Origin of the sequence: Segatella copri (genome assembly GCF_009494835.1) — a bacterium.
GTDB lineage: Bacteria > Bacteroidota > Bacteroidia > Bacteroidales > Bacteroidaceae > Prevotella > Prevotella copri_F.
Genome location: NZ_VZBE01000089.1, coordinates 113,914 through 137,938, shown reverse-complemented (window position 1 = coordinate 137,938; position 24,025 = coordinate 113,914). Strand labels below are relative to the sequence as shown.

Genomic DNA, 24,025 nt, shown 5'->3' with positions numbered 1-24,025 from the left:
ATAAGCAGACAAATTTAAATAACAATTATAATATTAATTTATGAAAAAAAATACCAATCAATTCAATGGGTCGCATGCCGACCGTATTAACAATGGTGGAGGTAGGTTCCGAAGGATCGCTCTGTTCCCATTGATGTGGCTCATGTTGTTGCTTGTGCCTACCAGTATGATGGCGCAGACAGATTACGACAACACAGTAACCTTCACAGCCTTAGCAGGTAATCCCCAAGGCTTCACTAATGAGACTTATGCGAAACTCTTTGATGGCAAAAAGACAGAAGGCGATTTCTCCAAGTGGTGCTGCAAAATCTCAGGTAGTGCCAATGTCATCTTCGCAGCCAGCAAAGCAGGAGTCCCTGTGGGCTACACCATCACAACGGGTAACGACAACTTCACTAGTAAAGGTCGCAACCCTATGTCGTGGAAGCTCTATGGAAACAACGTGGGCAAAGATGGAGAATGGACGCTCATTCAGGAGGTAAACAACGATACGAAGCTTCAGGATGTGAACTATACTTCTTACGACTTCACCTGCGGGGGAGGTAAATCTTACAAATATTTCAAATGGGAAATATCGGCTATTCATAGCGGAGACGTGTTGCAGGTAGGCGAATTTGAACTCAAACTCCAAACTTGTACGCACACAAATGCCGATGGCTCGTCTGCCCTTGGCAATGCAATAAAAACTGTGGAAACTACTTGCACCGAGCATGGCTATACCACATACAAATGCTCTATTTGTCATTCAATAGTAAAAAAATATAAGACTGATGAGCTAAAGAAGCACACACTCACTTACCATGAAGCTAAAGATGGAGTTAAAGAACACTGGCAGTGTGATGTATGCCACAAATACTTCAGCGATGCAGATGCCACTCAAGAGGTAAGTTATGCCAGCCTTTTATATCCGGCTTATGCAGTGTTTGAAGGAAGCACAGGAACGCTTACATTCAAATGCAGTCCTTCCAAGCCTGAAGGAGCTTATGACCTTAATCGGGATTGGAAAGCTATAAGTAGAAATATCAAGAAGGTGGTTTTCGATGCTTCGTTTGCCAATGCAAGACCAACGAGCTGTTATATGTGGTTCTATGGCTGCTTTTATCTGACCACAATAGAAGGCATTGAGTATTTTAACACCGAGAACGTGACGAATATGCGCTATATGTTCGGTGGCTGCAGGTCTCTCAAATCTCTCGATCTCACAAACTTCAACACCGAGAATGTGACAGATATGTACTATATGTTCTATAACTGCACCTCTCTCGAATCTCTCGACCTCACCAACTTCAACACAGCGAAGGTGACGAATATGACAGATATGTTCCGTAAATGCTCCGCTCTCAAAACCATCTACGCCAGCGATAAGTTTGTTACGGATCAGGTTACTGAAGGTTCTGATATGTTCTATCATTGCTTCAACCTCAAAGACTATTCCTCTAGCAAGGAAGACCACACCTATGCCAACTGCGGCCCGACTGGTTACTTTACTTATGGAAGTGGGTATGCCATGTTTGACGATGCTACTGGAACTCTTACATTCAGCTACAAGGGATTCAAGCCCGAAGGAGCTTATGAGCTTAATGAGGGGGGAAATACTCCTGAATGGATTTCTAAAAACTCTTATGTCAAAAAAGTGGTCTTCGATGCCTCGTTTGCAAAAGCACGTCCTACGAGTTGCTATTATTGGTTCAGAGGTTGTGATATGCTGACTCAAATTGAAGGTATTGAGCATCTTAATACCGAAGAAGTAACCGATATGAGCTGGATGTTCATGGATTGTCGCGGACTCACTTCTCTTGATGTTTCTCACTTTAATACCCAAAAAGTAACTAATATGGAACACATGTTCAATAGATGTAGCGGACTCACTTCTCTTGATGTTTCAAGCTTCAATACCGAGAACGTAACAAATATGACATGCATATTTTTGGGTTGTAGCGGACTCACCTCTCTTGATGTTTCTCACTTCAATACCAAGAAAGTAACAGATATGTCATGTATGTTCTATGAATGTGGTAAACTCACCTCTCTTGATGTTTCTCATTTCAATACGGGTAATGTAACCGATATGAGCTTTATGTTCTTTAATTGCTCCGCCCTCACCTTACTCGACCTCACAAACTTCAATACAGCAAAGGTAGTGGATATGGGCGGTATGTTGATAGACTGCTCAGCCCTCACTACTATTTATGTCAGCGATAAATTCGTTACAACAAACATAACAGAAAGAGGAAGCATGTTCTATGGCTGCACCTCGCTCAAAGGCGCAATAGCTTATGATGAAAACAAGTTTGACGACACTTACGCCAACTACGAGACTGGCTACTTCAGTAAGCTGGTAGGTATGAACGGTAACGAGAAGATTGGGGCATCAGGAGAAACTCTTACAGCAGCGAGCCTTGCTCTTGCCGATGATAAGGATTTCGTGGCTTACGAGCCTTTCACAGCGACAACAGCTACTTATAACCGCGAAATGAAGGCTGGCACCACATGGGCTACGCTCTGCTTGCCATATGAAGTGTCGCTCACGGGGCAGAAATTCCGTGCATTTAGTCTTCTCTCGGCTAATGAGGGTTCTATCGAACTTAAAGAAGTAGAGACAAGCATCGCAGCTGGCACTCCTGTTATCATCAAAATGAACAACGGTGAAACCACTCTCAGCTTCTCTGAAGCTAACAAGGAGATTGCGCAAAAGGTAGTGTCTGCTGATGGCAGCTATCAGCTCCAGGGTCTCTATACAAAGAAGGTGTTCGACAAGGATGCTGACAACAACTGCTACATCGTGAAGGGCGACAAACTGATGAACCCTACCAAGCTATTGGAGAACACAAGCACAACACAGGTGGGCAGCAAGCCTTTCCGTGCTTACATGGTAGACAACTCTACTGCTCCTGCTGCTGGTGCCAAGATGTTTAGCATCGGCTTCGACGATAGCACAACAGCCATCGACAGCCTCAACACTATTGCAGACGACAATGCCATATACTACGACCTGCAGGGCAATCGCCTCAACGCTCCTCAGAAGGGCATCAACATCGTGAAGCGTGGAAACAAGACAATGAAAGTTATCATCAAATAAAAAAAACTGAGAATTATGAAAAAGAAAGAATATATAAAGCCAGAACTGAATGTCTACCAAATGGAGACTACATCTATCCTCGCTGGCTCTGAAATATTGAAAGCAAAGGAAGAGGATTATAGCGAAGGGTCGGTTAGTGACTATCGCGATTCAAGTGGCAGCATTTGGGCTGATTAAAAAGCCTCACCCCCAATAATAATGATACCCCATGGCATGAGTGCCATGGGGTATTTTCGTCGTTTTGATGCGATAAGGTTTTATGTGGGTTATCATTCGGATAGGGATAGTGCCGTGGTTCAGGTATTGGACACCACCTATGAGGAAGGCTTGGTAACTTATCATCTCGGTGCTGATTGCGAGTGTACCCAGGGTGCTGCCCTGAGCTAGGAGCTTTTGGGCTTTCAGCGAGAGTTTAGCTTATTACGTATATTTTAGTTCTAGCGCTCCCGTGAAATGCGGGGGCGCTAGAATCCTGTTCCGAGTGTCAGAGTTGGGGAATATAATTTATAGATAGACCTTTTACAAGCGGCATTCGGTCCTGTCCTGAAATATCTTGTTTTATAGGGAATCGGCTAGCAAATCACTAAACATCAGTCTCGTTTTTAACTGGCGAGGATTCTTTTGTTGTTCTTTTCTTTCTTCTTCGCTTTTAGGAGGTTTTGTATAGAATATTTCGTCAATTTCTCTAGGGAATAGAGTCTTGAAATTGTTTTTCTCATAAAAGCGTAAAACATTGGGTTCGTTTTTGGCATCAACAATCGCAAATCTGCAACCTGTTTTGTTTGCATCATCTAGAAACCACATCTTGATAAAATCTAAAACCTCAGAGCCAATGCCTTTATTGGAAAACTTAGTTGCGACGGCTAATCTTCCCACAAGGACACCTGGATATCTGGTGAGCATTTTTTCTCTATGAGTTATTCCCCACATAGCATTACGTCTGCTGCTTGGTAAATCGTATATACGAATGCTATCATTTGATATGGTGAAGCAAGCAACTATATTCTGTGGATCGTCTTTTAATCGGAAGCAATAAGATTTTCCCATTTTATAGTGGGTATAAGTTAATGCATCTTTGGCAAAGAATTCATCCATATCATCATCGCCACAAACAAAAGGATGACACTCGTTAAGAATGTCATCCGTTATCAAGTCTAATATGCATTTATCTTCAAGAAATCCCATACTGTTAATAATTAATGTTTGACCTTTCGAGTATTGTGCGCATTGCACGATAGCGAGGATCTTTTTTGATGTCTCGCTTGGGACTGATATCATATTGGCGCTCTGTTTCGTCTGCCATATCTTGGAAACGACGAGCCTCCTCACCGTAGAGTGTTGGTATTGCTTTTATTGCTAGTGCCATAATTCTGTTCCTCCTATTAATGTTATTGTTATTTATTTTGCTGCAAAGATACGTTTTTTATTTGAATAGTGCAAGGAAAATGGAAGAAAAGTTACGGAAAAAGCTTCTTCTTGCAGTTCTTTCTAAAATCTTCTATACTGATAGAACGTTTCCAATCTTCTAGCCACGGGTCTTGTGCCGTTAGTTCTTTTTCAAAGTCATCTGCATTTGACCATGTTCGTTCTTCATTTAGTTTATTGAAAAACTCTTCTTCATTATAGCTAACACCTGTCCTTTCATACTCCGCTTCAATGGCTTCAATCCTAGCCACGGCTTCTTCTTCATTGGCCGGATGCCAGCCAACTGGAATCGGCTGCTCTTCTTGTAATGGATATCTTTTCTCCTTCATAAGTTTTTTCCTTTATAGTTTTCTTTTGAATTGTCAGATCAGATATCTAGGGCTTCTTCTCATATCCCATAAATCTACGAAAATGATGAGGTCGTTGGCTTCGTCGTAGCGATAGATAATTTATATGAGCCATAATCCTTCTGATTTAAGTTCTCTTTCAAAATCTTCTACATCAATATATTGCCCATTCTCATACTCCGCCTCAATAGCTTCAATCCTAGCCACGGCTTCTTCTTCATTAGCCGGATGCCAGCCAACAGGAATCTTATTCCAGTCAATATCTTCTTCTGCACATTCATCCTCGGGAAGTGCTATGGCGGCATTTCCGTGATAGGCTGGTGCAGGCTCTGCAGCGAAAGCTGCATCTTTCTGCTCTTCTGGCAATGTATATCTTTTCTCTTTCATAAGCTTGCGTATTTTATCTGCTGCAAATTTACGATTATTATCTGAATCATGCAAGAAAAATGGGAGAAATGTTTTATAAAGTATCTTATAATCAAGGTTTTTGCTCTTTGTTGGGCTTTGGGTCGGTTCTGAAAAAAAAGTCACAATACCTAGCTGATAGAGCTGGGTATTGTGACTTTGCTTTTTGTTATATGTGTTTATTCGAAAATAATCACTAAATCTTAGTGGTGTTTCAAATCACACGCAGCCTGCTCATAGTCGATGAGATGATCGATGGTAGGGTGGTCGCCGCAGATTTCGCAGGATGCACGCTTCTTTACCTTGATGGTGCGGAAGTTCATCGTCTTGGCATCGAAGGTGAGCAATCGGTCGGTGAGCAGTTCGCCCACACCGAGGAAGTACTTCAACGCCTCGGCAGCCTGGATGGTTCCGAGCATACCAGCGATGGCACCAAGGACTCCTGCCTGGCTACTGGTAGGAACAGTGCCTGCTGGAGGTGGCTCCTTGAAGAAACAACGGTAACAAGCCGTGCCTGGAAGATGGGTGAAGGTCTGCCCCTGGAATCTCAGAATGCCGCCATGCGAGAATGCCTTGCCCAGTCGCACACAGGCATCATTGATGAGGAACTTCACCGGGAAGTTGTCGGTGCAATCAATGACGAAATCCCATGGCTTGATGATTTCCTCGGCATTGTCTGAGGCGAGGAAGGTATGGTAGGTTGTTACCTCCACATCAGGATTGATGGCAATCATCTTCTCCTTGGCGCTTTCCACCTTAGGGGTGTTCAAGTCCTTGGTCTGGTGGATGACCTGTCGTTGCAGGTTGCTGAGGTCAACCACATCGGCATCCACGATACCGATATGTCCCACGCCAGCCGCAGCGAGGTAGAGGGCAACTGGGGAACCCAATCCTCCGGCACCAATGATGAGCACCTTGGCATTGAGGAGCTTTTCCTGCCCCTCGAGGCCTACATCCTGAAGGAGGATGTGGCGGCTGTATCTTTCTATCTGTTCTTCTGTTAAATCTATCATTTTATAGTACTTTATGTCTTTTTTCTTTAGTAAAAAAATACTTTGTATAGCAGTTTATGCTCATACAGCAGTATAGAAAAAGGTCGCAAACAATTAACAGCTTGCGACCTTTGATATTCTTTATAAGAACCCGAATTATAATCCCGAATCCGGAAGTATAATTCTCTAATTCTCAAATTCTTGATTTACTCGATAACCACGAGTGCATCCTCTTCGAGCACAGCCTGACCAGGCTTAACGCAGATAGCAGTAACCTTGCCATCCTTCTCAGCCTCGATGTTGTTCTGCATCTTCATAGCCTCGAGAACGACAACAGTATCACCTGCCTTTACCTCCTGACCTACAGCTACCTCGATGCTGGTGATAGTACCAGGGAGAGGAGCCTTTACAGCATTGGCTGTATTTACGTTGGCAGCTGGAGTAGCCTCAGCATCATCAGATGCAGCAGCTGGCTGACCAAGCACAACCTTCTTCTTCTCTGGCTCAGCCTCCTGTTCCATCTCAACCTTGTAAGCTTCGCCATTCACGTTCACGCTTGCGATGTTACCCTCAACAGCGTCAATCTGAACCTTGTATTCTTTTCCGTCAATTGTATATTTAAACTCTTTCATTTCTATTACATTATGGTTTAGCTGTTAAACTCAAGAACTTGGCGTTCCACATCGTCTGACGTGGCTTGATAGTGATGATGCCAGGCTCCTTGTCGTGTACGTTATTGCCCTGGTACTCATAGAGTGCCATGGCAATCGCAGCATAAATATTCTTATCCATTTATTCTAATGTTTAATTGTATCATTACATTGGCATACAGCCATGCTTCTTAGCTGGCAAGCTCTGACGCTTGGTAGCGAGCTGAGCCAAACCACGGCAGATGCGGAAACGGGTGTTACGTGGCTCGATGACATCATCGATGTAACCATACTGAGCTGCCTGATATGGATTAGCAAACTTGTCAGTATACTCCTGCTCCTTCTCAGCCAGGAATGCCTTTACATCCTCGCCAGCTTCCTTCTTAGCCTTAGCTTCCTTACCACAGAGAACGGCAACGGCACCGCTGGCACCCATTACAGCAATCTCTGAAGATGGCCAAGCGAAGTTCAAGTCGGCACGCAACTGCTTGCAACCCATCACGATGTGGCTACCACCATAGCTCTTACGCAATGTGATAGTGATTTTTGGCACGGTAGCCTCGCCGTAAGCGTAGAGCAACTGTGCACCGTGGAGGATGACAGCGTTGTACTCCTGACCTGTACCTGGCAAGAATCCTGGTACGTCTACGAGAGATACGATAGGAATATTGAAGGCATCGCAGAAACGAACGAAGCGGGCTGCCTTGCGGCTAGCGTTTACATCGAGTACACCTGCGTATGCTGATGGCTGGTTGGCTACGATACCAACGCTCTGACCATTGAAGCGGGCGAAACCTGTGATGATGTTCTTGGCGAACTTAGGCTGAACCTCGAAGAACTCTCCGTTATCGGTTACAGCACCGATTACCTTATACATATCGTATGCCTGGTTTGGATCGTCTGGGATAATCTCGTTCAGAGTATCGTCCATGCGGTCGATAGGGTCTGTGCACTCTACGCGTGGAGCCTCTTCTGTATTGTTGCTAGGGATGTAAGAGAGCAGGCTCTTGATCATCTCGATAGCCTCTTCCTCTGTCTTAGCAGCGAAGTGGGTAACACCACTCTTGGTTGCGTGAACAGATGCACCACCGAGGTGCTCTGCATCGATGTCCTCACCAGTTACAGTCTTAACCACCTTAGGACCAGTCAGGAACATGTAAGAAGTCTGCTCCTTCATGATGATGAAGTCGGTCAAACCTGGAGAGTAAACGGCACCACCGGCGCAAGGGCCCATGATAGCAGAAATCTGTGGGATGACACCAGAAGCGAGGATGTTGCGCTCGAAAATCTCACCATAACCAGCGAGGGCGCAGATACCTTCCTGAATACGAGCACCACCTGAGTCGTTCATGCAGATAACAGGTGCACCCATAGTCATAGCCATATCCATTACCTTGCAGATCTTCTGTGCCATAGTCTCAGAGAGTGAACCACCATTTACGGTGAAGTCCTGAGCATATACGTAAACCAGACGGCCGGCTATAGTAGCGCTACCAGCTACAACACCATCACCGAGGTACTGCTTCTTCTCCATGCCAAAGTTAGTGCAACGATGCAACTTGAACATATCATACTCCTCGAAACTGCCGGCATCTACCAACATTTCGATACGCTCACGAGCGGTATATTTGCCACGTGCATGCTGCTTCTCGATGGCCTTCTCGCCACCGCCAAGACGAGCCTGTTCGCGCTTAGCGATCAGCTCCTTAATCTTTTCTACTTGTTTGCTCATAATTGATTATTATGTATTATTTCTTTATTCTTTATAGAATGGTTTCCTGAATCCATGGAATGAGCGGACGAACCGTCATCGCATAATTCGGGCGCAAAGATACGAAAAAAACCGCAGATAGCGAACTATCTACGGTTAAATATTTAGAATAATGTGAAAAATCACTATTATTTGGTCCTAAAATTCCAAAAGAATGCGGGCATTGAGCTGTCTGCCGGTAAGATAATTAGGTACGGCGTATTGCTGGCTGGTTACATCTGTCACCCAGTAATAGCTGTTTACGTTGTCTATGCCGAAGAGGTTGAGACAATCTACCCCCAGCATCACATTCTTCAGGAAGGTCTTCTTCTCCCGGCGGCTGTTGTCGAGCAGCTGATAGCTCATACCGATATCTGCACGGCGATAGGCTGTGGCACGGAAACTGTTGGTCTCCAGCTCTCTGTGGGGAGCTGCGAAAGGAAGACCATCGGCAAAGGCGAGTTTCAAAGACATGCGCCACTTCTTGCTGCCCGGGAAATAATCGGTGAAGAAGAGGTTAACCGCATAACGCTGGTCGGTAGGCAAAGGGATGCTCTTGCCGCCCAGTTTCATCTTGGTATCCATGAGCGAAAGACTGAGCCAGGAATCGGTACCCGGAACAAATTCTCCGTAGAGTTTGAAGTCGAGACCTGCTGCATGACCGCTGCATTCGTTCTGTCCGTAATAAACTACCTTCACGTTACTAACTGAATAAGGAACCAGATTGCCCAAAGCCTTGAAATAGGCTTCGGCAGAGAATTTATAGCGTTGGTCTCCTAGCTTGAACCTATAGTCGTAGCCGGCGATGAAGTGGATGCTTCGCTGGCTCTTGATTTTCCCGTTCAGCGATGCGATGGTTATGCCGTTCACTGTAGATGTATCTCTCAATTCCTTGAAGAATGGAGCCTGATAATACAGACCTGCCGCAAAACGGAGTGTTGTATTCTCGTGGTTGGCTGGTATGATGGCGAGCGACAGACGAGGACTCACGATGGTTTCTCTGTTGAAATTCCAATGACTCATTCTGATACCATAGTTCAGGGTGTAATGTGTCTGTCCATTACCGGTACTGTCGGCTGTTCCTCCCGAAAAACGGTAGGTGTCCTGGATGTAAGCTTCCATGCGGTTGGCATTCAGTTCGTTGCGAGCCTTCAGTGAATAAACCATATAGAGGTCTTTGCCATTGTGAGGAATACTGTATCCTGCAGAATCACGCATCTCATATTCTACAGAATTCTCCTCGATATGTTCACGCTTCAGACTTACTGCGGCCTCCATCTGATGTTTCTTCACCTTGTGCTTGAGCATCAGTTTGGCGCTCATCACGCGGGCTGTGAGATAGTTTCGGGCATGTTCGAAATAGGTACCTACACCCAGGTTTTCTGAAGTCTCGGTTTCGTCGAGCCAGTATTGTCCCTGAATGTCATATTTCTCCTGTTCCTTGGTATAGAAAGCACTGCCCAGAAGCGAGAGACTGGTGTTGGCTGTAAACTGGCGGGTAATGCCGAGTGTACCGAAGTAGGTGAGGAAGCGGTCTTTCTCCTGACCGTCAAAATATACTCTGAAGCTCTTTACGTTTTCCATTGTTCCGAACTTCGTTTCTCGGTCTTCCGGTTCGAAGTTGTAGTGATTATCAGAGATGTAGCCTATGAAGTCAAGCTTCCAGCGTTTGTTGGGCTGGTAACTCAGATAGGTCTGATAGTCCAGATAGTTTGGCTTGTATTCGCCTTTGGTTTCCATTGAACCGAGCAGGTAAGAGGTGGTTTTGTAGCGCACGCTGTTGAGCCATGAAAGTTTCTGGGTTCCCAGCCCGATGTATGCGTCAGCACCCAGCAGACTGGCAGCCAGACTGCCTTCAACCACCGGCTTCTTGCTTTTTGCTTTCAGGGTTTTGTAGGTGATGTCGAGAGCCGAACTCATCTTGTCTCCGTATTTGGCAGCATATCCTCCGGTTGAGAAACCGATTTTATCTACCATATAAGGGTTGATGACGGAGAGGCCTTCCTGCTGTCCGCTGCGAACCAGGAATGGGCGGAATACTTCTACGTTGTTGATGTATACGGAGTTCTCATCGAAGGCACCGCCACGCACATTGTATTGCGAAGAGAGTTCGTTATGGGTACTCACGCCAGCCTGTTGCTGAACCAGACTTTCCACCCCATTTCCGTTGGCTGATGGCGTCATCTTCATGTCCTTAGTCTTCAGTTCCTGTATCTGATCCGACTGTATTTTCTCTCCCTTGATATTCACCTCATCGAGGGCTGTGGATGCTTCGCGAAGTACCACCTGCAGGGTTTGTTTTCCTCGCGGTCTTCTCAGCACTTTTGTTTTTGTCTTGAAGCCGATATATGAGAATTTGACTACCACGCTGTCTGCAGAATGCAGTTTGAGGCTATAGTCTCCCTTGAGCGAAGTAACGGCAGTCTTTCCCTGGCTAGCCACCGAAACGATGGCAAACTCCAGTGGCTGGTTGTTCTCGTCTACCACTTTGCCGTGAAGGGTAAACTCCTGCGCCATCATCTTAATGGTTGCGATGAGGCATATTGTGAGTATCAATAATCTATTTTTCATACTTTTATTAACGAGAAAAACTGAAAAATATTGTAGATGGTTGCAAGTTTTGATGAATGTCACTGGTTGTAATGCATTTGCGTCAGCCCGATTTGGCAGTCATGACGAGACCATATCTACATCAACCTTTATGATTGATGCTGCAAAGATACATTCTTTTCTGTTTCATAGCTATGCGATTTGTGACAATTGTGTGGATTCGGGAAATACAGTTGGCGAAAATTATATTTTTATGCCTTATCTTGAAATTCGAAGAAATATTTCCGAAGAATAGAAAATTATCTCCGAAGGATAAAATAATATCTCCGATAAATAGGAAAATATTTCCGAAGGATAAAATGATATCTCCGAAAGAGAATTGTCTCCTGATTATATATTCCGGCATAGATTGCTGCAGATGATTTTCTGTTGCTTACAGAACAGGAATTTGGATGTGATTTTTGGGAGGTGAAGGTGAAGGGTGTATTTTTAATCTTTATATTATATTCTTTATTTTAGGGTTTTTCCGATTTTTGACCCTAGGGTTTTTTTTTCGGTTTTTACCCTAACCCTTCACGCGTATATATATAAAAGAGTTTTCAAACCTTCACCCTTCACCTTTTTGGCGATTCTTTTGATGGTCAGAGAGTTACGGGTGAAGGGTGGTGAAGGCACTTCTTTGCTTTCTTTAAACACTTTTTTGCATTTGGACATTCTAAGGAGAGTTTGGTTGGGAACGGAGAAATATGAACTTGCTTAGAAAAAGAGAAAGGAGATTATGAAAAAGCCCGATAAAAGAGACTTTTATCGGGCTGGAATTGTTATGATTATTTACTTATTGAATGCATAGAACAAACCATCATTCATAGCCATGCGAACCTGGTATAAACCATTGGCATCTGCTGGGACGTTGATCTTCTCGCCACTTGGCAAGCAAGCCTGGATGCTGCCATCCTCGTTGAAGCTGAAAAGCTCACGGATATCGCCATCCTTGCTGTATGACCAACTCTTGTGCTTCTTGTCGAACACAAAGTATGATTTCTCACCATCTGGGTCGGTAATCTCGTAGCCATTCTTCAATGTCTTGATGGCATACATGCGACCATCCTTACCCATTACGTCCTTAGTAGTTCCTACCTGGCCAATCACCTTGTCGCCTGTCCAGAACTCGATAGAGTTGATAACGAGAAGGTCTGCAAATGAACATACTGCGTAAGCTGGAGAGATAAGCACGAAGATAATCTCGTTTACAAACTTGTTGTCTGTTGCTCTCTTGTTCCAGTCAAGTACGGAATTTGTCAGGCCAAATGAGCCGATGCAAGAACTGAATGTCAAGGCGCCCAGCAGGACTGCGATGACAGGTTTAGTTAAATTTTTCTTCATAGTCATTAATTAATTTATATGTTGAGTATCTTTTACTTAGCAGACTCAAACTCGCGCAAGAAACGAGTATCGTTCTCAGAGAAGAGACGAAGGTCGCTCACGCGATATTTCAAGTTGGTGATACGCTCAACACCCATACCGAAGGCATAACCCGTATAGACATTGCTGTCGATACCGCAAGCCTCAAGATCATGAGGGTCAACCATACCGCAACCTAAAATCTCAACCCATCCGGTATGCTTGCAGAAGTTGCAACCCTTACCGCCACAGATGTTGCAGGAGATATCCATCTCGGCACTAGGTTCTGTGAATGGGAAGTAGCTAGGACGGAGACGAATCTTGGTATCTGCACCAAACATCTCACGGGCAAAGGTAAGGAGCACCTGCTTGAGGTCGGTGAAACTTACGTTCTTATCTACATAGAGACCTTCTACCTGATGGAAGAAACAGTGAGCGCGGGCGCTGATAGCCTCGTTACGGTAAACGCGGCCTGGGCAGAGCACACGGATAGGTGGCTCATGAGTTTCCATATAGTGAGCCTCGTCGCCAGAAGTATGGCTGCGGAGGAGCACATTCTTGGTAACATCGTCAGAGTTGGTCTTCTCTATAAAGAAGGTGTCCTGCATGTCGCGGGCTGGGTGGTCGGCAGCAAAGTTGAGCATCGTAAATACGTGCTTGTCGTCATCTACCTCAGGACCCTGGAAAAGGGTAAAGCCCATGCGAGCGAAAATGTCGATAATCTGATTCTTCACTACGGTGAGTGGATGGCGGGTACCGAGTGCTACAGGGTAGGCGGTACGGGTCAAGTCGATATCATCGCTTGATGCCTCGGCTTCTTCCATCTGCTCCTTCAGTCCGTTGATCTTCTCAAGGGCTGCGTTCTTCAGTTCGTTGATTTTTACACCAACCTCTTTCTTCTGGTCGGCTGGCACTGTGCGGAAGTCGGCCATAAGGGCGTTAATCTCGCCCTTCTTGCTCAGATACTTGATTCGAAGCTGCTCTACTTCTTCTGCGTTTTGGGCAGTCAAAGTGCTCACTTCTTTCAAGAGTTCGTCTATTTTTTCTAATAACATATCTATATTTTTATCTTTTTTGACTGCAAAGATAACATTTTTTGCTTAAAAGATGAAATAATTCAAAAGAAAGTTGTACTTTTGCATGGAAAATTTGAGAAATTTAATAGGTTTATGAAAAAACTCTGTTTATTAACGGTGTTAATGGCGGTGCTTACCATCGTTTGTTTCACGTCTGTGGGATGCACAGACAAGAAGCCTGCGCCTGCCATTGATTCGGCTTCATCCGACTCGGTGATTGCCGACACCCAAGCGATGGACTCTACAGAACAGCTGATAGAGGAGACTCCGATGCCAAAGGCGGCTGACGAGCTTTTTGATGATTTCGTGTTTAATTTTGCAGCTAACAGAAAGTTGCAGAAAAGTCGTATTGTCTTCCCGCTGCCGGTATATCACGGTAAGAAACTGACCAAGAAGATAGAAAAAAAACATTGGAAGATGGAGCATTTCTTCATGCGCCAGGATTATTACACGCTGATTTTTGATAATCAGAAACAGATGAAACTGATGAAGGATACTACTATCGATCATGTAGTAATAGAAAAGGTGTTCTATAGTAGAAAGACAGTTCAGCAGTTTGTGTTTAATCGCATCAATGGTCAGTGGATGATGACTAGCATCTGCTACGTGCCTATGTATCAGAATAATAATGCCAGTTTCCTGAAGTTTTACGGACATTTTGCTACTGATACCGCTTTCCAGGCTCGCCATATCCATAATCCGGTGAAGTTTACCGGTCCTGATCCTGATGATGATTTCAGTACGATGACAGGCGATATAGACCCGGAAACATGGCCTGCCTTTGCGCCTCAACTGCCTCACGGCATGATTTACAATATAATCTATGGTCAGAAATATACCGAGAGCAACCGGAAAATCTTCGTGATTCGTGGTATTGCCAATGGTATGGAAACCTCTCTTACTTTCAAAAAAATTGGAGGAAAATGGGAACTGATCAAACTGAATATGTAGCTTTTTAGTTAGTAGTAATAGTTTAACCAGATATGAAGGATATTCGTAACTATGGCCTTTTGGCTCACAACACATTCGGGATTGATGCTAAATGCAGCAGATTTCTGGAGTATGAATCGGTTGAGGAAGCCCGACAGATAGTGGGCTTGCTGACAGAGGCAGATCAACCGCTGCTCATTTTGGGTGGCGGCAGCAATCTCTTGCTGACCGGTGATTATGCAGGTACAGTACTCCATTCGGCTATTATGGGTATTGAGGTTCTAGACAACAAGACTTTGGCAACTGCAGAGGGGGATGATGCTTTGTGTAATCCGGATTGGGTATTCCTTTCCTGTGGTAGTGGTGAGGTGTTTGATGATGTGGTAGCTTATGCCGTAGAGCATGGCTATCATGGAGCGGAGAATCTGAGTATTATTCCGGGTGAAGTAGGTGCCAGTGCGGTTCAGAATATCGGTGCCTATGGTGTGGAAGCCAAGGATATTATATATAAGGTGGAAGCGGTTGAGATAGCTACGGGTAGGGTAGTGGTGTTTGATAATGCCGACTGCGAGTATAGTTACCGTCAGAGTAAATTTAAGCATGAGTGGAAGGATAAGTATCTTGTAACGCATGTGATTTACCGTTTACAGAAGACCTTCCGTCCGGATCTGGATTATGGTAATATCCGTTCTGCGCTCGAGGCTAAGCATATTGCTAAGCCTACAGCCCAGCAGCTTCGTGATGTCATCATAGAAATTAGAGAGGCAAAATTGCCAGATCCTAAGGTGCTTGGTAATGCAGGCAGTTTCTTTATGAATCCTATCGTAGAGAAAGCAAAGTACGAAGAACTGGCTGCTCTTTATCCAGGTATGCCTCATTATACCATCGATGATGCTCATGAAAAGATTCCGGCTGGCTGGATGATTGATCAGTGTGGCTGGAAGGGTAAGAGTCTGGGGCGTGCCGGTGTGCATGATAAGCAGGCACTGGTGCTTGTGAATCGTGGCGGTGCTACGGGCAAGGAAATCGTAAAACTCTGTAAGACCATCCAGGAGGATGTGAAGCAGAAGTTTGGCATAGAGATTCATCCGGAGGTGAATGTGAAGTGAAGAATTCGGTTGTTTTCAGAAAAATATTTGATAATTAATGAAGGTAACTTTATTAGGTACAGGCACATCGGGCGGTGTTCCTTCGTTGGGGTGTAACTGTGAAGTGTGCCGAAGTACGGATCCGCATGATAAAAGATTGCGCAGTGCAGCAATGATAGAAACGGAGAATACCCGTATTCTGATAGATGCCGGACCTGATATCCGACAGCAGTTGTTGCGTGTGCCTTTCAGGAAGATTGATGGTGTACTGATTACGCATATCCATTACGACCATGTAGGTGGTATTGATGATTTGCGCCCTTTCTGTATTTTTGGCGACATCAATATCTATGGTGATGAAATCGTTACAGCGGGGCTGCCTCATACGATGCCTTACTGCTTTCCGAAAGATGCGGAAAAACTCTATCCGGGAGCTCCGAAACTCAAATTGCATACCATTCATCCGCATGAGCATTATCAGATAGGTGACATTGAGTTTGTTCCTATCCGTGTGATGCACGATAAGATGCCTATTCTCGGCTATCGGTTTGGTAAGTTTGCCTATATTACTGATATGAAATCTATGGGTGATGAAGAATATGCTTATTTGGATGGTGTGGAAACACTCGTAATTAACGCACTCAGATTTGAGAAAACACATCACAGCCATCAGCTTGTATCTGATGCTATTGAGGTGTCGCGCAGGATAGGAGCAAAACATACTTATTTTATCCATGTGACTCATCAGATAGGTTTTCACGATGAGGCGAATAAAAGGCTGCCCGAAGGCTTTGAATTTGGCTTCGATGGAATGGAGATATATGTAGAAAATAGATGAACTTTTATTGAAAAAAGGTTTAAAAACTGGTTGGTAAAAGTTAATTAAATTAAAATAATAGGTCTTTTGCTAAGAAAAATTTGCGAGTATCATAGATTATTTCTATATTTGCATGTGTGTTTTTCATAGTATTAGATTTAAGGTTAACAAGGTATTGGGGTCGCAGCGGCGACCCTTTTTTGTTTTTATGCCCTTTTGGGTGACTAAAAAATACTTTTTTTTCAAGGCATCTTTCCTTTCCCCAAAACGGTATATGATTCATCTCTTCCGAGGTTTGAATCTCCGGTAAAGTTTCCAAGCCAACAGTGCACCGTCGAATGCTCCTGCTCCCACCTGCAGCAAACTCTGCAGTCGCTTGCTAGGACTCGCATTGCGTGACAGGATTTCAGGTTTTGTGAAAATCGAGTTCCATAAAGTCTGAATCTTGGCATCATCGGCATCAATTTCCTTGCGTATCGCCTCTTTTTTGAGTCGGATATCGTTTAAGGAATTATATTCTGTGATTTCTGAATGATTTGTCATGTTGCGAAAAGGAGGTTATTTTTCCATTAAGAGGCTGGCCAGAAATCTGACCAATGGTCTCTCGATCCACTTATGGCGGAAAATTACAAATAATATTAATATAAATAGGTATACTGCAGCAACAATGCAGAATCCGAAAGTCAGACTACCTATTAAGTCTGCCAATGCAAAAGCAGCGCCAAAGGATAGGTAAATGAGGGTAAGCGTAAGTAAGCCCAGAAGTACCACCGTCATGGTAATGACGGTAAGCAGGCGTACCACCTTATCCACAACATCGAGCTTCAGAAATTCGCTCTGAAGCCCGATGTAATGTTTAAGCACCTCAATGAGCTGCCCGATAGTTTCTACATTTTTATCGTTAGAGAACATCATGATAGGTGATGATTAAACCTCAGGAGCAGCGTCCTTGATATCGTCAACCAGATCATCAACGTCCTTACGGCTCAACTTGATGTCGTGCTTCTTGCAGAAATCGTCTACTGCACCTGCAATCTTACTACGTGTATCCTCACCCTTCTCAGGAGCGAAAATCAAACCGAGTGCTGTACCGGCGATAGCACCGCCGAGGAAAGCACCAATGTAACCTAATGTTTTCATATGCTATAAATTTTAAACGTTAAACGATTATCTTCTTGTCATTTTCATTTGACAATGCAAATATACTAAATTCTCTTTAAAAAACAAGCCTTTTAGCCTTAATTTTTCATTAAAAATGTTTTAATAGCCTTATTTAACAAACTTTAGGCGGCATATTCTTCGTTTTTCGGGCATTTTTTTGTATTTTCGCAGAGTAAAAAACGCATAACGCGAAATTTATATTGAATGAACAACAATAATAAACAATAAAACGAATAAGAATTATGAAGAAAATTACAGTATTAAGCATGGGAATGTGCGCAGTTTTGGCGCTCGCAAGTTGTGGTACATCTAAGGAAAGTGCATACAAGAAGGCATATGAGAAGGCTCAGCAGCAGGAACAGCAGGCAGCTCAGGCTCCTGTTGCTCAGGAACCAGTTGTAGCTCCTCTCGAGACTCAGGCTCCTTCTGATGAGCAGACAGAGGTTGATAATGCTACTGTTCGTTCTGAGGATGTTTCTCTCATCTCTGGTTCTGGCTTGTCAAGCTATAGCGTAGTAGTTGGTTCTTTCTCTCTCAAGGCTAACGCTGAGGGATTGGGTAGTACATTGAAGAGCGCTGGCTACGATGCTCAGATCGCCCTGAACACAGAGCGTAACATGTATCGCGTGGTAGCTTCTACATTTGCTGATAAGGCTGCTGCTGTCAAGAGCCGCAATCAGCTTCGCGCTGGTAAGTATCCTGATGCTTGGTTACTCCTTAAGAAGTAATCTGATATTATATAAGGATAAGATATCCGTAGATTAATGCGAATTTTATCTATAGATTACGGTAAGAAACGTACCGGACTGGCTGTGACCGACCCATTGCAGATTATTGCCAATGGGTTGGCCACAGTTTCTACACATGAACTTTTCACTTATATCGAAACTTATATTCAGAAAGAACAGGTGGAGCGCATTGTTATCGGAAAACCGATGCAACCTAACGGGCAGCCAAGTGAAAACCTGACAAGAGTAGAAAACTTCTACAACCGTTGGCGAAAGGCTCATCCTGAAATTCCAATTGAATATTATGACGAGAGATTTACATCAGTCCTGGCACATAGAGCCATGATAGATGGAGGTGTAAAGAAGAAAGTGAGAAAAGAAAATAAAGGATTGGTAGACGAGATAAGTGCTACCATCATATTACAGGATTATTTGCAATCAAGAAGATAATGATTTTACCGATTTATATTTATGGTCAGCCAGTGCTGAGAAAAGTGGCTGAAGATATTACACCTGATTATCCAGATCTCAAGGTGTTGATTAATAATATGTACGAAACCCTTGATTCCAGCAACGGCATCGGACTGGCTGCACCTCAGATTGGCTTGCCTATCCGCCTCGTTGTTATCGACCTGGATGTGCTCAGCGAGGATTTTCCTGAGTATAAAGGATTCCGTCATGCTTTCATCAATGCCCATATCCTAGAGCGCGATGAGGAAAATACCGACTCTTCTGAAGAGGGATGTCTTTCTATTCCTGGTATCAATGAGAAGGTGGTTCGTCCTACACGCATCCATGTAAAGTATATGGATGAGGATTTTAATGAACATGATGAGTGGATAGGGGGATATCTGGCTCGCGTGATGCAGCATGAATTCGACCATTTGGAGGGTACAATGTTTGTTGACCGTGTGTCTCCTCTTCGCAAGAACATGATAGCAGGAAAGCTCAAGAGTATCATCAAGGGCAATTTCCGTGCTGCCTATCGTACTAAGATACGTCGATAGTTCTTCCGAAAATATAGTAAGCTTCATGGTAATCGTGACGATTGGGCTTACTATATTTTTTTATTCTACATTCAATAGGTTTTATTTCAGAGAGTTACGAACAGATGAAGAAGATTCTCTTAGTTCTTTTTATGGTAATGGGCGCCATGTCGGCTTCTGCCCAATATCGTGTAGACCGACTTGTTACGGCCGGTCGGAGTGCATTGTATTATGAGGATTTCGTCCTTTCAATCAAGTATTTTAATCTGGCTATAGGTGCCAAGCCTTATCTGTATGAGCCTTGGTATTACCGCAGTGTGGCAAAATTTAATCTGGATGACTTTACGGGTGCCGAAAGTGATGCCAGCGAGGCGTTGCATCTCAATCCCTATATCAATGATATTTATGACTTGAGAGCCATCTGTCGCATCAGACAAAACAGGTTTGATGATGCGATAGCTGACTATAATGAGGCTATCAGACTGGAACCGCGCAACCGAAATTACTGGTTCAACCGGGCTATCTGCCAGATGGAAAACAAAAAGTATGAGGCGGCGCAGCAGGAACTGGATACCATCGTGGGAAAATGGAAAGACTGGTCGAATGCTTATTCGCTCAAGGCTGAAGTGTATCTGCATCAGAAAGATACCGTGCAGGCTGAGAAATGGCTAGACAAGAGTTTGCAGCTCAATCCGTATGATGGGGATGCCTGGACTACGCGTGCCTATATGGCGCTGGCTAGAAAGGAATGGAAAACGGCTGATGAGGCGCTGACCAAGAGTCTGCATTTCAAACCTAACAATGTGAACAGTTACATTAACCGTGCTTTGGCGCGTATTAATCTAAATAACCTCAGGGGGGCGATGAGCGATTATGACAATGCCCTTGAGCTGGATCCGAACAATTTCCTGGCTCATTATAATAGAGGACTGATGCGTGTACAGTTGGGTGATGATAACCGGGCTATCACCGATTTCGACTTCATTATCAAGATGGAACCCCAGAACTTCATGGCTATCTTCAACCGAGCTCTATTGCATGACAAGACCGGTAATCTGAGAGCAGCCATCAGGGATTATACTATGGTTATCAACCAGTTCCCTAACTTCTGGACCGGTTTGTCTAACCGTGCCAGCTGTTACCGACGCCTGGGCATGACAGCTAAGGCAGAGATGGATGAATTCCGTATCTTCAAGGCACAGATGAACAAGCATATCGGTATCCAGCCGAGATGGAGCGCAAAGACCAAGAAGGAGATGCGTAAGCGCTCTGAGGTTGACCCGAATAAGTTTGCTTCGCTGGTAGTAGATGACGAACCGAAGTATGAACACAACTATAAGAGCGAGTATCGTGGTAAGGTTCAGAACCGTCTGGTAGAAACCGCCTTCCTGCCGATGTATCAGCTCTCTTATTTCCCAAACAATCAGAATGTAAATGGAGTTCAGGCTTATGACAAGGAGGTTGATGCGCTCAATCAGCATACCAAGGCAGACAAGGTTTATATCGTTTGCAGTAAGGAGCAACTCGATGAGAATGGTTCTATGAAGATATTCTCGATGATTGATAAACTTTCGGCAGAGTTGAGTGTGGCGAGCGATAATGAAACCAGAAAACGTCTCCTGATGCGCAGGGCCATCGCTCATAGTGTACTTCGTGATTTTGAGGCTGCCATCAGTGATTTTACCTATTATATCTCGCTCGATGACAAGAACTCTTTGGCTTACTGGCAGCGTGCTGTCTGCCAGGCTGAGATGGATGAATTTAACAAGGCTGAGGGCAAGGGTGTTCTGAATATCCATTCTGCCGAGGCTGATTTCAGTGATGCCATCCGCCAGAACAGCAACAATGCTTACATCTATTATAATAGAGGTAATCTTCATGCAGGCAGAAACGAACTTTCAAAGGCAATAGATGATTATACCATTGCCTTGAGAATTGATAACCGCCTTGCAGAGGCTTATTATAATAGAGGTATAGCACGAGCCAAGAGTGGCAACAAGCAGACTGCCATCCAGGATCTTTCAAAGGCAGGAGAACTTGGTTTGTATGATGCTTATTCTGTGATCAAGCGCTTGAATAAGTCGAAATAAAAAAATCCCGCAGAGAAAATCTGCGGGATTTTTTTATGTATTTCTGTATTCCGGTTTTATATTCTCGTTACCTGCTTAACGCCCTTCACTGCGCTCAGTTTCTTGATGAGTGCATCAGTTTTGCCGGCATCATCAATCATTACGGTAACATTGCCAGAGAAGAGACCATCCTTGGAAGAGATGTTGATGCCTCGCATGATGAGTTTGTCTTCCTTGGAAATGATGTTGGTGATGTTGCTCACAATACCGATATCGTCGTTTCCGATGATGCGGAGCGTGATGGCATACTTGGATGTTCCCTTGCCGCTCCATTTCGCCTTCACGATGCGGTAACCGAAACGGCGGCGCAGTTCCTTGGCGTTAGGACAATCCATGCGATGTACCTTGATACCCTTGCTGATGGTAACGAATCCGAAGATTGGGTCGCCGTAGATAGGGTGGCAGCAATGAGCCAGTTCGAAATCGATGCCCTTGAGGTGCTCATCGATAACCAGCACATCGTCGCTCTGCTTCATCAGTTCCTCGGTAGGATTCTCAAACTCGAAATTCTCTGCACTTTCTGCAGGCTTGTTGGTATTGGCGAGGTTCAGGTCGTGGTCGCGCTCCTCTATGTATCTCTCGATGATGCTGTTCACGTCGATTTTCTCCTCGGCTACATCCTTATAGAAGTCTGAGTTCTCCTTATATCCCATTTTCTTGATGATGCGCGCCATGATGCTCTCATCAATATCCAGTTTTCTGTTCTTGAATCGGCGTTCCAGAAGTTCCTTGGCATAGAGGCCGTCCTTCTTCTGGGTTTCCTTCAGCGCTAGACGAATCTTGGCCTTAGCCTTGGATGTCTGCACGATGTTGAGCCATTCGCGGCGTGGCTTCTGGTTGCTCTGTGTGAGGATTTCTACCTGATCTCCCGAATGGAGTTCCTGTCGGAAGGTGACGGCTCTTCCGTTAATCTTTCCGCCCACGCAGGTATTGCCGATGCGGGAGTGGATATAGTAGGCAAAGTCGAGTACCGTGGCTCCCTTCTGGAAGTTCAGCAGGTCGCCCTTTGGAGTGAACACGTATACTTCGTCTTCCTTCAGGTCGGTGGTAAACTGGTCCATCAGCTGCAGATCATCGTTGCTTTCCAGGGCAGCACGGATATTGGCAAGCCATTCGTCAATACCGCCTTCTCCCTGCTTGATACCCTTGTAGCGCCAGTGAGCAGCAAGTCCGTGCTCTGCAATATCGTCCATGCGTTCGGTTCTGATCTGTACCTCTACCCATTTGTTTTCAGGACCCAGTACGGTGGTATGCAGACTTTCATAACCGTTGCTCTTAGGCACGCTGAGCCAGTCGCGCATACGCTTTGGGTTTGGCTGATACATGTCGGTGATGAGGGCAAAGGTCTGCCAGCACTGCATATACTCTTTCTCTCTTGGTGCATCGAGGATAATACGGATGGCAAAGAGATCGTATACACCCTCGAAGGCGCACTTCTGCTTCTTCATCTTCTGCCAGATGGAGTGGATACTCTTGGTGCGGCCTTTCATGTGATATTTCAGACCGGCAGCATCGAGCTTTTCCTGGATTGGCTGGATGAAGCGGGCAATATAGGCATCGCGCGAAGCCTTGGTGGCGTTCAGTTTGTCCTTTATCATATAGTAGGCATCGTGCTCGAGATACTTCAGACTGAGGTCTTCCAGTTCGCTCTTCAGTTTGTAGAGTCCCAGTTTGTGGGCGAGTGGAGCATAGAGGTAGCTTGCCTCTTCGCTTACTTCATGCTTTGCCTCTTTTTGTTCGGTATCGCGTATCTGTCTCATCACATTCACGCGGTCGGCTATCATGATGAGGATGACGCGCATATCCTCAGAGAATGAGATAAGCAGATTTCTGAAGTTCTCGCTCTCGATGATAGGGTTGCGCTTATATAAATCGTGGATGCGAAGCAGACCACTGATAATGTGGGCTACGCTATCTCCGTATTTCTTCTGTATCTCTTCGATGGTCTGATAGCCATCGATGACGCTGGTCTGCATCAGGATGGCGATGATGCCATCTCGTTTCAGACCTATCTCGTTTACTGCGATTTCTGCGGTTTGCAGGGCAGCGAGTATTGGGTTCATACCGAAGACATTGCGCTTGATCTGATGGTTGATGAAGGCATGCTGTATGTCTTCACGCAGATGCTGCTCATCGCCTGGCTTGAATGTATCGCCCACGGCGGTTCTCAGGCGCTCTAGTATCTGGAGTGTCTGTTCCTTTTCTTCGGATGTGAATTTAAAAGGTGTTTCGTTCATTGTCGTTCCCTCCTGCTGATGATATATTTATTGAGTCATTATAACTCGTCTATCCATTTCTGTCCAGATTTGGTGTAGCTCCAAATGGCTAAGCTCATACCAATAACAGCTCCTATACACATTACTAAAGCAAATCCTTCCATAATACTTATACTATATGTTATAAACTGTCTATCCACTTCTGACCTGATTTTGTGTTGAGCCAGATGGCGAAGCTGGCGCTAATTACGGCACTCAGCCCCATAAATATTGTTATTAACTCCATAATTATTAT

At 44.6% G+C, this 24,025-nt stretch carries 25 protein-coding genes; 10 read left to right on the top strand and 15 right to left on the bottom strand.

The genetic code is table 11. The features are described 5' to 3' along the window. The first annotated feature begins 40 nt into the window (after positions 1 to 40). Genes F7D47_RS14495 through F7D47_RS14485 form a run of 3 tightly spaced genes read left to right on the top strand, consistent with a single transcriptional unit; the run spans position 41 to position 3,466 of the window. Entirely contained in the window at positions 41 to 3,079 is a 3,039-nt protein-coding gene (locus F7D47_RS14495; protein ID WP_153085458.1) for a BspA family leucine-rich repeat surface protein, read from the top strand. A gap of 15 nt (positions 3,080 to 3,094) precedes the next feature. Beyond that, on the top strand, positions 3,095 to 3,256 hold the full coding sequence (locus tag F7D47_RS14490) for a hypothetical protein (RefSeq protein WP_153085459.1): 162 nt from the start codon (positions 3,095 to 3,097) through the stop codon (positions 3,254 to 3,256). 21 nt (positions 3,257 to 3,277) lie between these two features. Then, positions 3,278 to 3,466: a hypothetical protein gene (locus F7D47_RS14485; RefSeq protein WP_153085460.1), complete on the top strand. Its 189-nt coding sequence runs from the start codon at positions 3,278 to 3,280 to the stop codon at positions 3,464 to 3,466. A 171-nt stretch (positions 3,467 to 3,637) separates the two neighbouring features. Here F7D47_RS14485 and F7D47_RS14480 read toward each other — a convergent pair whose 3' ends face one another. From F7D47_RS14480 to pheS, 11 genes are all read right to left on the bottom strand, one after another. Beyond that, the gene (locus F7D47_RS14480) at positions 3,638 to 4,264 is read right to left on the bottom strand and encodes a GNAT family N-acetyltransferase (RefSeq protein WP_119230155.1); all 627 of its coding nucleotides are present in this window, start codon (positions 4,262 to 4,264) and stop codon (positions 3,638 to 3,640) included. A 4-nt stretch (positions 4,265 to 4,268) separates the two neighbouring features. Then, a complete protein-coding gene (locus F7D47_RS14835; protein ID WP_194252612.1) occupies positions 4,269 to 4,445 on the bottom strand; it encodes a hypothetical protein in 177 nt (58 codons plus the stop codon). Positions 4,446 to 4,536: 91 nt separating this feature from the next. After that, the gene (locus F7D47_RS14475) at positions 4,537 to 4,833 is read right to left on the bottom strand and encodes a hypothetical protein (RefSeq protein WP_153085461.1); all 297 of its coding nucleotides are present in this window, start codon (positions 4,831 to 4,833) and stop codon (positions 4,537 to 4,539) included. A gap of 120 nt (positions 4,834 to 4,953) precedes the next feature. Next, complete coding sequence (locus F7D47_RS14470) at positions 4,954 to 5,238, bottom strand: hypothetical protein (protein ID WP_153085462.1); 285 nt, start codon at positions 5,236 to 5,238, stop codon at positions 4,954 to 4,956. Between the two features lie 221 nt (positions 5,239 to 5,459). Beyond that, entirely contained in the window at positions 5,460 to 6,269 is an 810-nt protein-coding gene (locus F7D47_RS14465; RefSeq protein ID WP_006846891.1) for a HesA/MoeB/ThiF family protein, read from the bottom strand. Positions 6,270 to 6,454: 185 nt separating this feature from the next. Then, on the bottom strand, positions 6,455 to 6,880 hold the full coding sequence (locus F7D47_RS14460) for a biotin/lipoyl-containing protein (RefSeq protein ID WP_022120280.1): 426 nt from the start codon (positions 6,878 to 6,880) through the stop codon (positions 6,455 to 6,457). A gap of 10 nt (positions 6,881 to 6,890) precedes the next feature. Next, positions 6,891 to 7,040 carry a hypothetical protein gene (locus F7D47_RS14830; RefSeq protein WP_176425588.1) on the bottom strand — a complete coding sequence of 50 codons (150 nt, stop codon included), beginning with the start codon at positions 7,038 to 7,040 and terminating at the stop codon, positions 6,891 to 6,893. A gap of 24 nt (positions 7,041 to 7,064) precedes the next feature. After that, on the bottom strand, positions 7,065 to 8,630 hold the full coding sequence (locus F7D47_RS14455; protein ID WP_153085463.1) for an acyl-CoA carboxylase subunit beta: 1,566 nt from the start codon (positions 8,628 to 8,630) through the stop codon (positions 7,065 to 7,067). 177 nt (positions 8,631 to 8,807) lie between these two features. After that, the gene (locus F7D47_RS14450; RefSeq protein ID WP_153085464.1) at positions 8,808 to 11,219 is read right to left on the bottom strand and encodes a TonB-dependent receptor; all 2,412 of its coding nucleotides are present in this window, start codon (positions 11,217 to 11,219) and stop codon (positions 8,808 to 8,810) included. Between the two features lie 810 nt (positions 11,220 to 12,029). Next, a complete protein-coding gene (locus tag F7D47_RS14445) occupies positions 12,030 to 12,581 on the bottom strand; it encodes a DUF3332 domain-containing protein (protein WP_040552794.1) in 552 nt (183 codons plus the stop codon). A 32-nt stretch (positions 12,582 to 12,613) separates the two neighbouring features. After that, a complete protein-coding gene (gene pheS / locus F7D47_RS14440) occupies positions 12,614 to 13,654 on the bottom strand; it encodes a phenylalanine--tRNA ligase subunit alpha (RefSeq protein WP_118079092.1) in 1,041 nt (346 codons plus the stop codon). A gap of 114 nt (positions 13,655 to 13,768) precedes the next feature. Between pheS and F7D47_RS14435 the strand changes: the two genes are divergently transcribed. The 3 genes from F7D47_RS14435 to F7D47_RS14425 are packed head-to-tail and all read left to right on the top strand — an operon-like array spanning position 13,769 to position 16,531. Beyond that, on the top strand, positions 13,769 to 14,626 hold the full coding sequence (locus F7D47_RS14435) for a DUF4348 domain-containing protein (protein WP_119238297.1): 858 nt from the start codon (positions 13,769 to 13,771) through the stop codon (positions 14,624 to 14,626). Positions 14,627 to 14,658: 32 nt separating this feature from the next. Next, on the top strand, positions 14,659 to 15,714 hold the full coding sequence (gene murB, locus F7D47_RS14430) for a UDP-N-acetylmuramate dehydrogenase (protein ID WP_153085465.1): 1,056 nt from the start codon (positions 14,659 to 14,661) through the stop codon (positions 15,712 to 15,714). A gap of 37 nt (positions 15,715 to 15,751) precedes the next feature. Next, on the top strand, positions 15,752 to 16,531 hold the full coding sequence (locus F7D47_RS14425) for an MBL fold metallo-hydrolase (protein ID WP_153085466.1): 780 nt from the start codon (positions 15,752 to 15,754) through the stop codon (positions 16,529 to 16,531). A 258-nt stretch (positions 16,532 to 16,789) separates the two neighbouring features. On the opposite strand, the gene F7D47_RS14420 is transcribed toward F7D47_RS14425, so the two are convergent. The 3 genes from F7D47_RS14420 to F7D47_RS14410 are packed head-to-tail and all read right to left on the bottom strand — an operon-like array spanning position 16,790 to position 17,650. Beyond that, complete coding sequence (locus F7D47_RS14420) at positions 16,790 to 17,053, bottom strand: hypothetical protein (RefSeq protein WP_153082039.1); 264 nt, start codon at positions 17,051 to 17,053, stop codon at positions 16,790 to 16,792. A gap of 15 nt (positions 17,054 to 17,068) precedes the next feature. Beyond that, on the bottom strand, positions 17,069 to 17,422 hold the full coding sequence (locus F7D47_RS14415; RefSeq protein ID WP_119229521.1) for a phage holin family protein: 354 nt from the start codon (positions 17,420 to 17,422) through the stop codon (positions 17,069 to 17,071). 15 nt (positions 17,423 to 17,437) lie between these two features. Beyond that, positions 17,438 to 17,650 carry a YtxH domain-containing protein gene (locus F7D47_RS14410; protein WP_006846877.1) on the bottom strand — a complete coding sequence of 71 codons (213 nt, stop codon included), beginning with the start codon at positions 17,648 to 17,650 and terminating at the stop codon, positions 17,438 to 17,440. A gap of 263 nt (positions 17,651 to 17,913) precedes the next feature. Between F7D47_RS14410 and F7D47_RS14405 the strand changes: the two genes are divergently transcribed. From F7D47_RS14405 to F7D47_RS14390, 4 genes are all read left to right on the top strand, one after another. Then, a complete protein-coding gene (locus F7D47_RS14405; RefSeq protein WP_153085467.1) occupies positions 17,914 to 18,399 on the top strand; it encodes an SPOR domain-containing protein in 486 nt (161 codons plus the stop codon). A 36-nt stretch (positions 18,400 to 18,435) separates the two neighbouring features. Further along, positions 18,436 to 18,849 carry a Holliday junction resolvase RuvX gene (ruvX, locus tag F7D47_RS14400; RefSeq protein WP_118151877.1) on the top strand — a complete coding sequence of 138 codons (414 nt, stop codon included), beginning with the start codon at positions 18,436 to 18,438 and terminating at the stop codon, positions 18,847 to 18,849. Next, positions 18,849 to 19,406 (top strand): peptide deformylase, encoded by a 558-nt coding sequence (gene def, locus F7D47_RS14395; protein ID WP_022121616.1) that lies wholly within the window; start codon positions 18,849 to 18,851, stop codon positions 19,404 to 19,406. Before ruvX ends, def begins: the two co-directional genes overlap by 1 nt. A gap of 104 nt (positions 19,407 to 19,510) precedes the next feature. Then, entirely contained in the window at positions 19,511 to 21,475 is a 1,965-nt protein-coding gene (locus F7D47_RS14390; protein ID WP_153085468.1) for a tetratricopeptide repeat protein, read from the top strand. 56 nt (positions 21,476 to 21,531) lie between these two features. Here F7D47_RS14390 and F7D47_RS14385 read toward each other — a convergent pair whose 3' ends face one another. After that, entirely contained in the window at positions 21,532 to 23,751 is a 2,220-nt protein-coding gene (locus F7D47_RS14385; protein ID WP_118189910.1) for a RelA/SpoT family protein, read from the bottom strand. Between the last annotated feature and the right edge of the window lie 274 nt (positions 23,752 to 24,025).

Excerpts from the sequence above, each read along its gene's own strand:
- F7D47_RS14405 (WP_153085467.1), top strand. The coding sequence starts at position 17,914 with ATGAAGAAAATTACAGTATTAAGCATGGGAATGTGCGCAGTTTTGGCG.
- F7D47_RS14390 (WP_153085468.1), top strand. The coding sequence starts at position 19,511 with ATGAAGAAGATTCTCTTAGTTCTTTTTATGGTAATGGGCGCCATGTCG.
- pheS (WP_118079092.1), bottom strand. The coding sequence starts at position 13,654 with ATGTTATTAGAAAAAATAGACGAACTCTTGAAAGAAGTGAGCACTTTG.
- F7D47_RS14385 (WP_118189910.1), bottom strand. The coding sequence starts at position 23,751 with ATGAACGAAACACCTTTTAAATTCACATCCGAAGAAAAGGAACAGACA.
- F7D47_RS14410 (WP_006846877.1), bottom strand. The coding sequence starts at position 17,650 with ATGAAAACATTAGGTTACATTGGTGCTTTCCTCGGCGGTGCTATCGCC.
- ruvX (WP_118151877.1), top strand. The coding sequence starts at position 18,436 with ATGCGAATTTTATCTATAGATTACGGTAAGAAACGTACCGGACTGGCT.
- F7D47_RS14455 (WP_153085463.1), bottom strand. The coding sequence starts at position 8,630 with ATGAGCAAACAAGTAGAAAAGATTAAGGAGCTGATCGCTAAGCGCGAA.
- F7D47_RS14835 (WP_194252612.1), bottom strand. The coding sequence starts at position 4,445 with ATGGCACTAGCAATAAAAGCAATACCAACACTCTACGGTGAGGAGGCT.
- F7D47_RS14475 (WP_153085461.1), bottom strand. The coding sequence starts at position 4,833 with ATGAAGGAGAAAAGATATCCATTACAAGAAGAGCAGCCGATTCCAGTT.
- murB (WP_153085465.1), top strand. The coding sequence starts at position 14,659 with ATGAAGGATATTCGTAACTATGGCCTTTTGGCTCACAACACATTCGGG.
- F7D47_RS14420 (WP_153082039.1), bottom strand. The coding sequence starts at position 17,053 with ATGACAAATCATTCAGAAATCACAGAATATAATTCCTTAAACGATATC.
- F7D47_RS14490 (WP_153085459.1), top strand. The coding sequence starts at position 3,095 with ATGAAAAAGAAAGAATATATAAAGCCAGAACTGAATGTCTACCAAATG.
- F7D47_RS14480 (WP_119230155.1), bottom strand. The coding sequence starts at position 4,264 with ATGGGATTTCTTGAAGATAAATGCATATTAGACTTGATAACGGATGAC.
- F7D47_RS14435 (WP_119238297.1), top strand. The coding sequence starts at position 13,769 with ATGAAAAAACTCTGTTTATTAACGGTGTTAATGGCGGTGCTTACCATC.
- F7D47_RS14470 (WP_153085462.1), bottom strand. The coding sequence starts at position 5,238 with ATGAAAGAGAAAAGATATACATTGCCAGAAGAGCAGAAAGATGCAGCT.
- def (WP_022121616.1), top strand. The coding sequence starts at position 18,849 with ATGATTTTACCGATTTATATTTATGGTCAGCCAGTGCTGAGAAAAGTG.
- F7D47_RS14465 (WP_006846891.1), bottom strand. The coding sequence starts at position 6,269 with ATGATAGATTTAACAGAAGAACAGATAGAAAGATACAGCCGCCACATC.
- F7D47_RS14425 (WP_153085466.1), top strand. The coding sequence starts at position 15,752 with ATGAAGGTAACTTTATTAGGTACAGGCACATCGGGCGGTGTTCCTTCG.
- F7D47_RS14495 (WP_153085458.1), top strand. The coding sequence starts at position 41 with ATGAAAAAAAATACCAATCAATTCAATGGGTCGCATGCCGACCGTATT.
- F7D47_RS14485 (WP_153085460.1), top strand. The coding sequence starts at position 3,278 with ATGATACCCCATGGCATGAGTGCCATGGGGTATTTTCGTCGTTTTGAT.
- F7D47_RS14450 (WP_153085464.1), bottom strand. The coding sequence starts at position 11,219 with ATGAAAAATAGATTATTGATACTCACAATATGCCTCATCGCAACCATT.
- F7D47_RS14415 (WP_119229521.1), bottom strand. The coding sequence starts at position 17,422 with ATGTTCTCTAACGATAAAAATGTAGAAACTATCGGGCAGCTCATTGAG.
- F7D47_RS14445 (WP_040552794.1), bottom strand. The coding sequence starts at position 12,581 with ATGAAGAAAAATTTAACTAAACCTGTCATCGCAGTCCTGCTGGGCGCC.
- F7D47_RS14460 (WP_022120280.1), bottom strand. The coding sequence starts at position 6,880 with ATGAAAGAGTTTAAATATACAATTGACGGAAAAGAATACAAGGTTCAG.
- F7D47_RS14830 (WP_176425588.1), bottom strand. The coding sequence starts at position 7,040 with ATGGATAAGAATATTTATGCTGCGATTGCCATGGCACTCTATGAGTAC.